The organism is Vibrio sp. KUL80, from assembly GCF_059725495.1.
Map to the genome: position 1 here is coordinate 813940 of NZ_AP045841.1, position 13836 is coordinate 827775.

The 13836-nt window shown below is 46.4% G+C and carries 13 protein-coding genes; 5 read left to right on the top strand and 8 right to left on the bottom strand.

The features are described from left to right. Positions 1-165: 165 nt before the first annotated feature. Complete coding sequence (locus tag AC6I8U_RS03685; protein ID WP_498017721.1) at positions 166-1200, top strand: IS110 family RNA-guided transposase; 1035 nt, start codon at positions 166-168, stop codon at positions 1198-1200. A gap of 430 nt (positions 1201-1630) precedes the next feature. On the opposite strand, the gene AC6I8U_RS03690 is transcribed toward AC6I8U_RS03685, so the two are convergent. Both AC6I8U_RS03690 and fadE read right to left on the bottom strand, forming a co-directional pair. Then, the gene (locus tag AC6I8U_RS03690) at positions 1631-2644 is read right to left on the bottom strand and encodes an IS110 family RNA-guided transposase (protein WP_498017778.1); all 1014 of its coding nucleotides are present in this window, start codon (positions 2642-2644) and stop codon (positions 1631-1633) included. Positions 2645-2764: 120 nt separating this feature from the next. Further along, on the bottom strand, positions 2765-5209 hold the full coding sequence (gene fadE / locus AC6I8U_RS03695; RefSeq protein ID WP_394150733.1) for an acyl-CoA dehydrogenase FadE: 2445 nt from the start codon (positions 5207-5209) through the stop codon (positions 2765-2767). Between the two features lie 332 nt (positions 5210-5541). On the opposite strand from fadE, the gene lpcA reads away from it, so the two are divergent. Together lpcA and AC6I8U_RS03705 are read left to right on the top strand one after the other, a co-directional pair. Further along, entirely contained in the window at positions 5542-6117 is a 576-nt protein-coding gene (lpcA, locus tag AC6I8U_RS03700; protein ID WP_128648969.1) for a D-sedoheptulose 7-phosphate isomerase, read from the top strand. 48 nt (positions 6118-6165) lie between these two features. After that, complete coding sequence (locus AC6I8U_RS03705; protein WP_498017779.1) at positions 6166-7008, top strand: class II glutamine amidotransferase; 843 nt, start codon at positions 6166-6168, stop codon at positions 7006-7008. Between the two features lie 59 nt (positions 7009-7067). Here the strand turns inward: AC6I8U_RS03705 and purN are convergent, their stop codons facing one another. Beyond that, positions 7068-7706: a phosphoribosylglycinamide formyltransferase gene (purN, locus tag AC6I8U_RS03710; protein WP_042473772.1), complete on the bottom strand. Its 639-nt coding sequence runs from the start codon at positions 7704-7706 to the stop codon at positions 7068-7070. Positions 7707-7710: 4 nt separating this feature from the next. Beyond that, positions 7711-8751 carry a phosphoribosylformylglycinamidine cyclo-ligase gene (gene purM, locus AC6I8U_RS03715; protein ID WP_234495327.1) on the bottom strand — a complete coding sequence of 347 codons (1041 nt, stop codon included), beginning with the start codon at positions 8749-8751 and terminating at the stop codon, positions 7711-7713. A gap of 245 nt (positions 8752-8996) precedes the next feature. On the opposite strand from purM, the gene upp reads away from it, so the two are divergent. Continuing rightward, positions 8997-9623, top strand: a complete 627-nt coding sequence (gene upp / locus AC6I8U_RS03720) for a uracil phosphoribosyltransferase (RefSeq protein WP_252012210.1) — start codon at positions 8997-8999, stop codon at positions 9621-9623. Between the two features lie 80 nt (positions 9624-9703). Here upp and AC6I8U_RS03725 read toward each other — a convergent pair whose 3' ends face one another. Continuing rightward, the gene (locus tag AC6I8U_RS03725) at positions 9704-10945 is read right to left on the bottom strand and encodes a uracil-xanthine permease family protein (RefSeq protein ID WP_234495329.1); all 1242 of its coding nucleotides are present in this window, start codon (positions 10943-10945) and stop codon (positions 9704-9706) included. 259 nt (positions 10946-11204) lie between these two features. On the opposite strand from AC6I8U_RS03725, the gene AC6I8U_RS03730 reads away from it, so the two are divergent. Next, on the top strand, positions 11205-12392 hold the full coding sequence (locus AC6I8U_RS03730; protein WP_498017780.1) for a DUF8605 domain-containing protein: 1188 nt from the start codon (positions 11205-11207) through the stop codon (positions 12390-12392). Positions 12393-12446: 54 nt separating this feature from the next. On the opposite strand, the gene AC6I8U_RS03735 is transcribed toward AC6I8U_RS03730, so the two are convergent. From AC6I8U_RS03735 to arsC, 3 genes are read right to left on the bottom strand one after another with little or no spacing between them, the layout of a single operon-like run. Beyond that, on the bottom strand, positions 12447-12872 hold the full coding sequence (locus AC6I8U_RS03735; RefSeq protein WP_128650393.1) for a DUF2069 domain-containing protein: 426 nt from the start codon (positions 12870-12872) through the stop codon (positions 12447-12449). Positions 12873-12894: 22 nt separating this feature from the next. After that, entirely contained in the window at positions 12895-13467 is a 573-nt protein-coding gene (wrbA, locus tag AC6I8U_RS03740; protein ID WP_498017781.1) for an NAD(P)H:quinone oxidoreductase, read from the bottom strand. After that, positions 13467-13817, bottom strand: coding sequence for an arsenate reductase (glutaredoxin) (arsC, locus tag AC6I8U_RS03745; RefSeq protein WP_042473781.1), 351 nt, complete (start codon positions 13815-13817; stop codon positions 13467-13469). The genes wrbA and arsC overlap by 1 nt, the downstream gene beginning before the upstream one ends. Positions 13818-13836: the final 19 nt, after the last annotated feature.

The window sequence follows — 13836 nt, forward strand, 5'->3', positions numbered from 1 at the left end:
TTATTAAGCACAAAAATGTATGGTCCGCCCCGTTATTGCAACTACAATTTAGTAATAACGGAGTTGGTTTGCGCTAATGATGAAATGGTCTCCCCCTCCCACTAACGGCGTCATATTGCGCCAAAATAGAACTAGTTCTATTTTATCAGAAATAAGGGGAAGACCATGATTAAGCGTAAAACAATAGGCCTCGATTTAGCAAAAAATAGTTTCTTCTTTGTGGTTTTGAACGAGCATGGAAAGCGGGTAACCCGAAAGAAGTTAAGCAGAAACCAGGTACTACCATACTTGGCAAACCTAGATCTGTCAGTCGTTGCTATGGAAGCTTGCTCCTCAGCCCATTACTGGGGGCGTGAGATTAGAAAACTTGGTCATGATGTTCAACTTTTGCCGCCTCAGCATGTTAAAGGTTATTTACGTGGTCAAAAAAATGATTACAACGATGCTCAAGCGATAGCTGAAGCCTCGCAACACGGAGCTATGCGAACGGTCGCGATAAAATCAATTGAACAACAGGATCAGCAAAGCATCCTTCATATGCGCCGACTTTTAAATGTCGAACGAACCAGGCTAATTAACCATATCCGTGGGCTTTTGAGTGAATACGGTATCGTCATAGCCCAGCGAGCCTCTACGGTTAAAAAAGAAGTCCCCAGAATACTAGAAGATGCTGAAAATGAGTTGACTAATGTGTTTCGCCAATTTCTTAACCGTCAATATTTGCGATTGCTTGATATCGAGAAAGAACTGAGTGCGTATCAGGATTATATAGAAGCCACTGTTAAATCGAATGATACTTGTCAGCGTTTAATTACAATGCCTGGTGTCGGTTCTATCGTAAGTATTTCCTTAACCTCTTGGATGGGAGATGGGTATCAGTTTAAGCGCGGCAGAGATGCTGCGGCAGCTTTAGGATTAATCCCCCGTCAAAACAGCACTGGAGGAAAAAATGTCTTACTGGGTATTAGTAAAAGGGGTGACTCCCACCTCCGCTCTTTAGTTGTTAACGGTGCAAGAGCTGTAGTTGCTCATGCTAAGAAGAAGACCGATAAGCTTAGTATCTGGATTAACCGCTTGGTTGAGCAAAGAGGCTTTAATCGAGCTGTTATTGCGTTCGCGAACAAAATGTTACGGATGGCGTGGGTAATTGTGACTAAGAAACAGGAGTATAAACCAATCGAAAAGTTAGCAGGTTGCTAACTCTTTAATCTGAAATTTTTAATATCACCAAATTTGTGTGATTAGCATTTAAGATGAGACACAGGTCAAACCGACGTACCCAAAACCTGACGAATACATCGGATATTAAGTCCGAGCTAATGATTAGTAGGATGGTACGTGCGAATGATTCATCAAGGTCCGAAGTTATAGCTTCAATATGAGAGACCGAATATATGACCGCTAACCTGTCCCTATCATCGAAATGCTGCTTGCGCAAATGGGGGAGACCATATATGTATTCGGAGTCCACGTTGGGAACACTAACTTCCCCGCTCCACGATGATATCCGCGCCAGATTATCCTTAAAAAAGCCGAAAGCATTAAATGCTATTTTTTGTGACAGGTTACTAATCTGGCCGATTGACCGTTTTTGTCATCACGTTCATTGGCGTTGCAAACTTGGTTATGGCTATGCAGCCTGAAAAGCTTGGCGGTGATACAACACCGCCCAAGCTATTCTCGCCAGCTTGTTGGCAAGTGCTACTAAAACCACATTAAAAGGTTTCGTTGCTCGAAGATTCACTAACCAATCTCCAAACACCTTTCCTGTTGTTTCTATCCTAGAAAGTACGGCCCGAGCGCCATGAATAAATAGAGTCCTTAGGTGTTTATTCCCTCGTTTACTCATGCCTAACAGCTTAGACTTTCCCCCTGTTGAGAATTGTCTAGGAACTAACCCAAGCCATGCTGCCATCTCTCGCCCTCCATCGAAATTAGAAGCGGAACTGATGTTCGCTACGCACAACGTTGCCGTTAAATCACCGACCCCTGGGATGGTCTTCAGCAACTCTGCGCTTTCATTACTTATAGCGATGCTTTTCAACTTTTGGTCTTGCTCAGAGACTCGGTCATTTAAGTACTTGTAGTGTTCATGAATCGAGAGAAGTTCAGCAATAAGACTTTGTGGCAATTCAACATCTTGTTCCGCTAACCATTGAAACAGTGTTTTCATCTTCGCATGCCCTCTAGGGAAGCTGAGTCCAAATTCGAGTAGCAATGCACCAATACGACTCATACATGCGGTTCGTTCTTTCACATAGCCTTCTCGTACACGATGAATAGCAGAAATAACTTGAGCTTCTTCTGATTTAACCGAGACAAATCTCATGGTTGGTCGACTGGCGGCTTCGGCTATCGCAGCTGCGTCGATGAAGTCATTCTTATTGCCTTTGACGTAAGGCTTTACATATTGAGGTGGGATGAGACGAACTCGATGCCCAAAGGCTTGGCACTTTCTTGCGAGCCAGTGAGCACCACCGCAGGCTTCGAAAGCAATCGTTGTGTGTTCGAGTGAGGATAAGAAACGCAGGAGTTGGCTTCGATTAAACTTACGGCGAATAACTTCCTTGCCAGAATAATTATTACCTACTGCATGAAAGCAGTGCTTACCTAAATCGATACCTAAAATGTGGATGGTAGACATATGGTTCACCTCGTTCTGAGAGCCTACTCTAAGCGTAGGGGCTTAAGAGTGAGGCGGACCATATAATTAAGCCAGCAAGATGAACTCTTGCTGGCTTTTTGCATTAATGGTTTGAAGGTGTTAAGCCACTTCTTCCATCGCAGGGTAAACTGGCTTTGCGGCGAGTTCCTCAGGAGAGAAGTCATCCACATTAATCGTGTACAGACGATGCGCCTCTGCCGTAGTGAGTAAGTTTGCCTCTTCTTGAGTAATGATGCCTTTCTCTAGACCTAACGTGGCGACTTTGTCCAATTGAGTGAAAGGACGACGCTGTTCTAGTGCTTTACATACCTTAGTAAAGACTGGCTCAGCGCGAAGAATGATATCAAGCGCTTGTTCGATTCGTCCTACAGCGTTGTGCTCAGTTGGCTCGAGGTATTGACCATAGCCAAGGCGAGTTCGAGCTGCACTCGGCGTTTGTAGGATGCGAGCGACTTGGCTATCTAACTTGTCTGAAGGGGCTTTACGCACCGTGCCAAATGGCAGAACAATGAATCGCATCAAGCGACCAATCGCTTTGTTTGGGAAGTTCGCCAAGAAGTCATCAAGAGCCTGCTCCGTTTGTAGCAAGCTATCTTGCATACCCCAATGCAGTAGTGGTAAATCTTCGCTGTTGCGTCCTTCTGCATCATAGCGTTTTAGCGTTGCGCTGCTCAGGTATAGCTGACTTAGGATATCACCAAGACGTGCCGACAGACGCTCTTTACGCTTCAGTGACCCACCTAGAACGGCCATGGATACATCAGAAAGAAGAGCTAAGTTAGCGCTGTAGCGGTTAAGCTGCTGGTAATAACGCGTTGTTGCATCTTTATGTGGCGCTGCTGAGCCGCGACCATCAGTGAGTCCAAGCCAAAAACTGCGAACCAAGTTACTGATAGTAAAGGCAACGTGACCTGCTAATGCCTTATCAAACTTGTCCACCGCATCTGAAGCAGATGAGTGAGCAGCTTCCATCTCATCAAGGACGTATGGATGGCAACGAATCGCCCCTTGTCCATAGATGATCATGGAACGAGTCAAAATGTTTGCGCCTTCTACGGTAATCGCAACCGGCGCACCTTGATAGCCACGACCTAGGAAGTTCGATGGACCCAAGCAGATACCTTTACCACCAACAATATCCATCGCATCAATGACGCTGCGTTGGCCACGGTGTGTACAGTGGTACTTAACAATTGCCGAGATAACCGATGGCTTCTCACCCAAATCAATACCAGTTACGGTTAGGCGGCTCGCGGCATCCATTACATAAGCGTTACCGCCAAGGCGCGCTAATGGCTCCTCGATGCCTTCCATGTGGCCGATGGGTTGTTTAAATTGACGGCGGATACGAGCGTATGCGCCAGTCGCCAGAGCGGCTGTCTTGATGCCACCCGTTGAGCTTGAAGGCAAGGTAATACCACGACCTACTGACAAACACTCAACGAGCATGCGCCACCCTTGGCCAGCCATCTTTTGCCCACCGATGATGAAATCAATCGGGACAAACAGCTCGTTTGCTCGGGTAGGACCATTTTGGAACGGTACATTAAGTGGGAAGTGACGGTTACCAATCTCAACGCCTTTAAGATGAGTTGGAATAAGTGCACAGGTAATGCCAAGATCTTCAACATCGCCTAATAGACCGTCGGGATCTCTCAGTTTGAAAGCAAGACCAAGCACAGTCGCGACAGGTGCAAGCGTGATATAACGCTTGTTCCAAGTCAGCTTCATGCCCAATACTTCTTTACCTTCCCATTGGCCCTTGCAGACGATGCCAAAATCAGGAATGGAGCCTGCATCTGAGCCAGCCTCAGGGCTTGTTAGTGCGAAACATGGGATCTCTTTGCCTACCGCAAGTCTCGGTAAATAGTAATCTTTTTGCTCTTCGGTACCATAATGCTGCAGCAGCTCACCTGGACCAAGGGAGTTCGGTACACCCACCGTTGAAGACAAGACTGTTGAGACCGCGCAAAGTTTTTGCAGTACACAAGACTGAGCGTACGCAGAGAACTCAAGCCCGCCATACTGCTTCTTGATGATCATGGCGAAGAATTTGTTGTCTTTTAGATACTGCCAAATTTCAGGTGGTAAATCGGCAAGCTCATGGGTGATCTGGAAGTCATTGACCATTGCACACACTTCGTTGACTGGACCATCTAGAAACGCTTGCTCTTCTTCTGTCAGCTTTGAAGGCGTGATGTTTTGCAGCTTCTGCCAGTCGGGTTTGCCTTTAAATAGCTCTGCTTCCCACCATACGGTGCCGGCATCCAATGCCTCTTTTTCCGTCTGAGACATAGCAGGAAGCACTTTTCTAAATAGTGTTAGTGCTTTTGCTGACACCAGTGATTGTCGGATTGCAGGGACACACAACATAGCAATAGTTGCGACATATAACGCCCACATAATCGCACCAAACACGCCTAGTAGCGTGCCTAGCACCATAGCTGCGGTGATAAACAGAAGGGATTTTGCCAATGACGCTCGTTGATAAAAACTAATACCAATAGCGCCAAGTAAGGCGACGAGTGAGAGCAAGATGTCCATGATGGTTCCTTTATCTGGGTACTTATTGTTGTTTTACGCAATGGTTGTTTTGGTTCGACTCATATTGTTGTATGTAAGGTAAGAGGTCGTACCAGTGATAATTGTAACTCAAATATTGCACAAATGTAAAATCTGAAAAGTAATTACTCTAATTGGTGCTAAATTGAGCAAGCGGAAACGCAGTCCATGTGCATATTTGTGCGTTGATTGACAATATTTCTCAATTCGATGAACAGGTAGGGTTACGTCTATCGACAGAGTTACGGGTTTATAGGTAAACTCAAAGAGAACAGACATCAGGTGTATGTCGCAAAAACAAAGAGAATAAACCTATGTACCAAGACTTGATTAGAAATGAGCTTAACGAAGCTGCTGAAGTACTAAACAAATTCCTTAGTGACGATCACAACATCGCTCAGATTGAAGCTGCAGCAAAGATGATTGCTGACTCGTTTAAACAAGAAGGTAAAGTATTGTCTTGTGGTAACGGCGGCTCTCACTGTGATGCTATGCACTTTGCAGAAGAGTTAACTGGCCGTTATCGTGAAAACCGTCCAGGTTACGCAGGTATCGCAATTTCTGATCCTAGCCACCTTTCTTGTGTGAGTAACGACTTCGGTTACGACTTTGTGTTCTCTCGCTACGTAGAAGCCGTAGGGCGCTCAGGTGACGTGCTATTTGGCTTGTCAACATCGGGCAACTCAGGGAATATCCTTAAAGCGATTGAAGCTGCTCAAGCGAAAGGCATGAAAACCATCGCTCTAACGGGTAAAGATGGTGGTAAAATGGCGGGTGCAGCTGACATTGAAATTCGTGTACCGCACTTTGGCTACGCAGATCGTATCCAAGAAGTACACATTAAAATCATCCACATCATTATTCAGCTTGTTGAAAAAGAAATGGAATAACAACGCACTGTTATTCTCAATGATCGGAACCAAAGAGTAGGAAACTCAATGTGTGAATTGCTTGGCATGAGCGCCAATGTGCCAACAGATATTTGTTTTAGCTTTACTGGCTTGATTCAGCGTGGGGGCAATACGGGTCCGCACAAGGATGGCTGGGGCATAACGTTTTATGAAGGTAAAGGTTTTCGCACCTTTAAAGATCCACAACCAAGCTGTGATTCCGAGATTGCAGAGTTGGTACAAAACTATCCCATTAAAAGTAAGGCGGTAGTGAGTCATATTCGCCAAGCGAATCGTGGCAAAGTGAATCTTGAAAATACCCATCCCTTCACGCGCGAGTTGTGGGGGCGTTATTGGACCTTCGCACATAATGGCCAGCTAAGTGATTATCAGCACCTCGAAACGGGTCATTTTCGCCCAGTCGGGGAGACGGACAGCGAGCTGTCGTTTTGTTGGTTGTTAAAAAAGCTGGAGCAACGCTTCCCAGAGCCACCTCAAGATCTGATGGCAATGTTTGCCTATGTGGCCGAGTGTTGTGACGAGTTGAGAGAGCTGGGCGTGTACAACATGCTGCTGAGTGATGGTGAGTTTGTTATGACTTACTGTACCAACCATCTCTACTGGATTACGCGCAAAGCGCCTTTCGGCAAAGCGACCTTGTTAGACGAAGATGTCACAATCAACTTTCAAGAAGAGACGACGCCAAATGATGTTGTATCGGTCGTCGCGACTCAGCCACTAACCGGCAATGAGACGTGGCATCGCATGAAACCAGGAGAGTACAACTTGTTCCACTTTGGTGAGCTGGTTGCATCGAATGTCGATGATCTGGTCGATGTTCCATTTGCCGAGGCGAAACCGAAAAGCCAGGCACCGACTGAGCCTCTCTAAAACAGAAAAAGCGAGTGACAAGTCACTCGCTTTTTTAATTCATTCACAGGTCAATGCGCTTACTTGTCAGCGTAACCTTGTGGTCCAAGGGCAATGCCGTCAAGTAGGGCTCTACTGCCATCCATTTGCAAACGATCTTCTACAAACCATTTAACGACAAGAGGGTAGATCTTATGCTCTTGGCTCTGAACACGTTGCTCTAGTGTTTCAACGGTATCGTCATCGAATACAGGTACTTTCGCCTGAAGCACGATAGGACCACCGTCAAGTTTCTCAGTCACAAAGTGAATGCTGGTGCCGTGGTGCTCATCGCAGTTCTCGATAGCACGTTGGTGCGTATTCAGACCAGGGTACTTAGGCAGTAGCGAAGGGTGAATGTTAATCATTCGACCCATGTAGTGACGAACGAACTCACCACTCAAGATTCGCATGTAGCCAGCCAGCACCAAAAGATCTGGATTGTGTACATCAATACGGCGCATCAACTCAGCATCAAATGCCTCGCGTGTTTCACTTAGCTTAGGGTCAAGGAACTCTGCCTCGGCGCCAGCTTTGCGAGCACGTTCTAGTGCAAATGCGGATTCTTTATTAGAGAAAACAGCACGGACTTTAGCATTTGTGATAGTCGACTCGCAGGCATCAATAATTGCCTGCAAGTTAGTACCATTCCCTGAAACTAAAACAACGATATTCTTCATGAAATTAATTGATCTCTACTTGCTCTTCACCAGCTTCTGCAGTCGCGATCTCACCAATTACCCAAGCGTTCTCGCCTTCAGCTTTTAGAAGCTCAACCGCTGCGTCAGCTTGCGCTTTAGGTAGAGCAACGATTAGACCTACACCACAGTTGAAAGTACGGTACATTTCGAATGTATCAACGTTGCCTTTCTCTTGTAGCCAGTTGAAGATAGCAGGCCATTCCCAGCTGTTACCGTCGATAACTGCTTTTGTGCCCTCTGGCAGTACGCGTGGGATGTTTTCCCAGAAACCGCCGCCAGTGATGTGAGAGATAGCGTGGATATCGTGCTCAGCGATCATTTTCAGAGCTGATTTGATATAAATTTTTGTTGGTTCTAGTAGGTGTTCACCGATGGTGCGCTCACCTAGCTTTTCGTTCTTATCTGCGCCAGAAACTTCAAGAATCTTACGGATAAGCGAGTAGCCGTTTGAGTGTGGACCGCTTGAGCCAACAGCGATAAGTGCATCACCTGCGGCTACTTTTGTGCCATCGATAACTTCAGATTTCTCAACGACACCAACACAGAAGCCAGCGACGTCGTAATCTTCGCCTTCGTACATGCCTGGCATTTCTGCTGTTTCGCCACCAATTAGTGAACAACCAGCTTGTACACAGCCTTCAGCAATACCAGAAACTACGTCTGCAGCGGTATCAACATCTAGTTTGCCAGTTGCGTAGTAATCTAGGAAAAATAGTGGCTCTGCACCTTGAACGATAAGATCGTTCACACACATAGCAACAAGGTCGATACCGATAGTGTCGTGCTTGTTCATGTCTAGTGCTAGGCGTAGTTTTGTGCCAACACCGTCTGTACCAGAAACAAGTACCGGCTCTTTGTATTTTGTTGGCAACTCACATAAAGCACCAAATCCACCGATGCCTCCCATTACTTCAGGGCGACGAGTGCGCTTAACCGCGCCTTTAATACGGTCAACTAATGCGTTACCTGCATCAATATCTACACCAGCGTCTTTATAGCTTAGGGAAGTGTTGTTTCCGCTCACGGGACAGTCCTCGATAAATAAATGGATGTGAAAAGCGGCGCTATTCTAACAGGGGTTTAAACAAAAAGGAAAACGTTTGCGTAAGAAAATACAAACTATTTTCCGAGAAAGCTAATCTATTGATTTGACGTTGCTAGATCGACTTTTAGTGCTAACAAAGGGCATTTTAGCCACATTGCTGACTGAAATAGTGAAAGAAACCATGTATAATTTGCAGGTTTTGTAAAATTTAGCCGGAGTTGGACATGAAAGTTGTTGAAGTTAAACACCCTCTAGTAAAACACAAATTGGGTTTGATGCGTGAAGGGGACATCAGCACAAAGCGTTTCCGTGAACTAGCCACTGAAGTTGGTAGCCTGTTGACGTATGAAGCGACTGCAGACTTTGAAACTGAGAAAGTGACGATCGAAGGTTGGAATGGTCCTGTAGAAATTGACCAAATCAAAGGTAAGAAAGTGACTGTAGTGCCAATCCTACGTGCTGGTCTTGGCATGATGGACGGTGTACTTGAGCACATGCCAAGCGCGCGTATCAGTGTGGTTGGTATCTACCGTGATGAGGAAACACTTGAGCCTGTGCCTTACTTCAACAAGCTAGCGTCTAACATCGACGAGCGTATTGCTCTAGTTGTTGACCCTATGCTGGCAACAGGTGGTTCAATGATTGCAACGATTGACCTACTAAAAGAAAAAGGCTGTAAGCACATTAAAGTATTGGTTCTTGTTGCTGCGCCAGAGGGTATCGAAGCGCTTGAGAAGGCACACCCAGACGTTGAGATGTACACAGCAGCTATCGATGAGTGCCTAAACGACAAAGGCTACATCGTACCTGGTCTAGGTGATGCAGGCGATAAGATCTTCGGTACTCAATAATTACCGATTAGCTAGCGCATATAGACTAGCGCATATAGAAAAGGCTGACAGTGTGTCAGCCTTTTTTTGTGCACGAGGAATTAATCTTCCATCTGCGCATTATCCACCACTTTGTTCTCACCTAGGTCATCTGGCAAGATTTGGTTAAGAATAATTGCCACAATACCACATAGGCTCACACCTTGAAGGCTGAAGTCACCGATGCCAAATGCCATGCCGCCGATACCAAATACAAGCGTGATAGCAACAATCACTAGATTACGCGACTTGTGAAGATCGACGTTGTTCTTGATAAGTGTGTTAAGACCGACTGTCGCGATAGAACCAAACAGCAGAATCATGATGCCGCCCATCACCGGGACAGGGATCGTCTGCAAAATAGCACCTAGCTTGCCAACAAGTGCCAGTACGATTGCCGTCACCGCTGCCCAAGTCATGATCACTGGGTTAAAGGCTTTAGTCAGCATAACAGCGCCGGTTACCTCACTGTACGTAGTATTCGGCGGCGCGCCAACCATTGATGCTGCGATCGTTGCCACACCGTCACCTGTAATCGTGCGGTGAAGGCCAGGCTTCTTCAAGTAGTCTTTGCCCGTTACGTTTGAGATGGCGAGCATATCACCCACGTGCTCAACCGCAGGAGCGATAGCCACAGGAAGCATAAACAGAATCGCATTGATATTAAATTCTGGTGCAGTGAAGTTGGGTAGTGATAGCCAAGACGCTTGAACGACAGGTGTAAAGTCTACAACACCAAAGAACAAGCTTGTCACGTAACCAGCCAAGATACCACTTACGATAGGTAGTAGCTTGAGGAAGCCTTTGGCGAACACACTCACACTGATAGTGACCAGAAGTGAAATCGCAGAGATCCAAAGCGCGGCATTACCATCGATAAGTTGTACTGCACCATCGCCTGTTTTACCTAGCGCCATGTTTACCGCAACAGGTGCAAGACCCAAACCGATAACCATAATCACAGGGCCAACAACAACAGGTGGCAGCAATTTGTGAATAACTTCAACGCCTTTCGCTTTGATCACAGCGCCCATGAGTACATAGACGATACCAGCAGCCATCAAGCCACCCATGGTCGCGCCGACACCCCAAGTTTGCACACCAAACATAATAGGTGCAATGAAGGCGAACGAAGACGCTAGGAAGATAGGCACACTGCGACGAGTCACCAATTGGAACAATAGCGTGCCGACACCGGCACCAAACAGTGCAACGTTAGGATCAAGTCCAGTTAGAAGAGGTACGAGTACCAAGGAGCCAAATGCGACGAACAGCATTTGCGAGCCTTGTAAGATCGTTTTCATAATGTTTTTCCAAGCAAGTCAAAAAAGAGTAAGCAAAACGTGCAGGATTCTAACACTTCGCAATCGTTTACTTAATGATCTATTTAAATATTGCTGGATTTTTGTTGGATAAATCTCAATAGCTTGGCGCTATTAGTATTGGATCCGCCAATGGTTTTGAGTAAAAACACATATTGACCAAACCTTGAAGCAGTGAGCTTGCTCCAAATCCCATACTTGCTTATCATTTCGGCTTATCTGTTTGTAATTTAGGATGCTTATGCGTTATTTAGCTTTGTTGTTGGCTGCTGCGTGTGCTTTGCCAGCGTATGCGTTGACAAAAGTCGATATCTATTCGACCGAGGTCGTTGTGGACTCAGAGCAGCCGAATGCTGATGAACTCGCTCGCCAGCAAGGTATGTTGGATGTGTTGGTGAAAGCAAGCGGTGACTCAAGTGCGGCAACAAACCCAGTAGTCAAGAAGGCACTAGGCAAAAGCTCACAATACATTACTCAACTTGGCTATACCCAGGTTGATGGGCAGCAAGCAATGCGCCTGACCTTTAATAGTCAGCAAATCAATACACTGCTCACTCAGGCTGATTTGTCATCGTGGCCGGTAGAGCGTAAAAACGTGATGGTATGGCTTGTAGAAGATAACGGTTATGACCGCTCTATCGTATGGGAGCACACCAACTCCGCGAACGCCAATCAGCTGAAAAAGGAAGCCAACCGCCGTGGTTTACCACTGACTTTTCCAATCGGTGACTTCGACGACATTACTGGCGTTCAAACGACCGACCTTTGGGGCGGCTTTGTAGAACCTATTGCACAGGCTAGTTTACGTTATCCTGTTGATGCAGTTGCCGTGATTCGTCTTCAGGGCAACAGCCTTCGTTATACTCTGTATGACCAAACGCCGGATAAATTGGGTAAAAACACCTTGGCACCAATTACTGGTTCAAGCTCTGGCGAGCTGGCTGTTGCGACAGCAATAGACGAAATCAGTGACTACTACGCAGCTCAAAACGCGTCAACCGTGTTGGGCGAAAGTGCTGGTATGGTTACCGTGTCTTTCTCGCGTATTAGCAGCGCCGATGCTTTCTTTACGCTGGAACGTGCACTAGGTCGTTTAGCGTCTACAGCTAAAGTTGATATTGCTGAGATCAATGGTGATGAAGTAACAGTACGAGTATCTTTGCTTGGCTCGCTTGAGTCGTTTGAGGAAGAGGTACTCAGATTGGGTTTAGTGAAGAAATCAGAACAAATCGAGATTGAAGATAACCAAGCTGTAGCACCAGAAACAGAGGTGATTGAGACCCCGAATGGTTCACTGCCACAAGATTATGCGCTAGATGCGAGCGGTGAGGTGAGTACTGAGACCCCTGTATCTGAAAGCGTGCAAGCACCTTCAGTTGACGTTGCTCAGCCTGTGGGTCCAGCATTACGATTTGAATGGTTGTACTAGAAATACCTAGCAAAAAGGAGGCGTCAGCCTCCTTTTTTAATCTCAAATTTTCGCTTATTTGCCAAACCGTTCGCGCTCTTTCTTTTCCACGGAAGAGAGCCTTGGCAACTTGAGACCCATCTCCTTACCTTTGAGGCGCGCGTAGACGGTATTACCGACAAATGCCAAGCTGGTCAATACAAGTTCAACGGCTGCTAACCAACGTTCCCCTTCGTCTGCATAGAGCAAAGTCAGTGCGTGCAAAAAGTAGAGCATTAAAACAAAATTAGCCCAAGCATGAGTGTATGGCTTACCCGCCAAAATACCAGGCAGTGGTAGTAATAGCGGAATCATCCAAGCTACGGTGAGAGCAATAGGGTTGATGTGTGGGTGTGGCGACAAAAAGCCATGCCAAAGCCCAACCCAACATAACAAGGCAAAGTTTGCCGACAGGGCGAAAGCGCGCATGTTAGCGGTGTTGATTAAAGTATTGCTGGTCATTGTTGTACCTAATCCCTGATACCTAGTTGTGCTTGAGCTTGTATGCTGTAGAAGCTAATCGTTGCCCTAGCGCAGAGGCGAGTGCAAGTTCATCATCACTGAGCTGAACACTTGAGTTGGCAACATGAGATGCACCATAGGGGGTGCCTCCTGTTGTGGTCGAGTGCAACTGTGGTTCACTGTATGGGATACCCATAATCATCATACCGTGATGAAGCAGCGGTAACATCATGCTCATTGCCGTACTTTCTTGTCCACCATGCATTGATGAGGAAGAAGTAAATACGCAAGCTGGCTTATCAATAAGATCGCCACTTAACCACAAGCTGGTGGTTTGATCCCAAAAGTGTTTGAGAGGTGCTGCCATGTTGCCAAACCATACAGGGCTGCCCATGGCGAGACCATCACATGCTTTAAGCTCGGAGATAGTGACATTGATATCGCCCGACTCTTCTCGGCTAGTGTCAAGCTCGGGTACTGTACGCAGGATAGCTTCACAGCCATCAACAGACTCAACGCCACGAGCGATGGCTCTAGCCAAACGCTGAGTGCTGCCATGACGGCTGTAGTACAACACCAGAATCTGGCAAGCCATTACAGGATCTCTAGCACTTGCTCTGGTGGGCGGCCATGGCGGGCTTTGCCGTTACTGATCACGATAGGGCGCTCAATCAGCTTTGGATTCTCAAACATAGCTTGGAATAGTTGATCGTCTGTAAGCGCTGGGTCGGCTAGGTTAAGCTGCTTATAGATATCTTCCTTGGTGCGCATCATAGCTCGTACGCTTTCTAGTTCGAGCTGCTCAAAAATCTCTTTGAGCTTCTCAACCGTCGGTGGTGTATCGAGGTATTTCACAACGTCAGGTTGAACACCTTTTTCCTCTAGTAGAGAGAGAGTTTGTCGGCTTTTTGAGCAACGTGGATTGTGAAAGATGGTGACTGACATATCGTTTCCTTTGTGTTTT

What these genes read in the sequence shown, in the direction of transcription:
- AC6I8U_RS03685 (WP_498017721.1), top strand. Translation starts at nt 166, where the DNA reads ATGATTAAGCGTAAAACAATAGGCCTCGATTTAGCAAAAAATAGTTTC.
- AC6I8U_RS03690 (WP_498017778.1), bottom strand. Translation starts at nt 2,644, where the DNA reads ATGTCTACCATCCACATTTTAGGTATCGATTTAGGTAAGCACTGCTTT.
- fadE (WP_394150733.1), bottom strand. Translation starts at nt 5,209, where the DNA reads ATGGACATCTTGCTCTCACTCGTCGCCTTACTTGGCGCTATTGGTATT.
- lpcA (WP_128648969.1), top strand. Translation starts at nt 5,542, where the DNA reads ATGTACCAAGACTTGATTAGAAATGAGCTTAACGAAGCTGCTGAAGTA.
- AC6I8U_RS03705 (WP_498017779.1), top strand. Translation starts at nt 6,166, where the DNA reads ATGTGTGAATTGCTTGGCATGAGCGCCAATGTGCCAACAGATATTTGT.
- purN (WP_042473772.1), bottom strand. Translation starts at nt 7,706, where the DNA reads ATGAAGAATATCGTTGTTTTAGTTTCAGGGAATGGTACTAACTTGCAG.
- upp (WP_252012210.1), top strand. Translation starts at nt 8,997, where the DNA reads ATGAAAGTTGTTGAAGTTAAACACCCTCTAGTAAAACACAAATTGGGT.
- AC6I8U_RS03725 (WP_234495329.1), bottom strand. Translation starts at nt 10,945, where the DNA reads ATGAAAACGATCTTACAAGGCTCGCAAATGCTGTTCGTCGCATTTGGC.
- AC6I8U_RS03730 (WP_498017780.1), top strand. Translation starts at nt 11,205, where the DNA reads ATGCGTTATTTAGCTTTGTTGTTGGCTGCTGCGTGTGCTTTGCCAGCG.
- AC6I8U_RS03735 (WP_128650393.1), bottom strand. Translation starts at nt 12,872, where the DNA reads ATGACCAGCAATACTTTAATCAACACCGCTAACATGCGCGCTTTCGCC.
- wrbA (WP_498017781.1), bottom strand. Translation starts at nt 13,467, where the DNA reads ATGGCTTGCCAGATTCTGGTGTTGTACTACAGCCGTCATGGCAGCACT.
- arsC (WP_042473781.1), bottom strand. Translation starts at nt 13,817, where the DNA reads ATGTCAGTCACCATCTTTCACAATCCACGTTGCTCAAAAAGCCGACAA.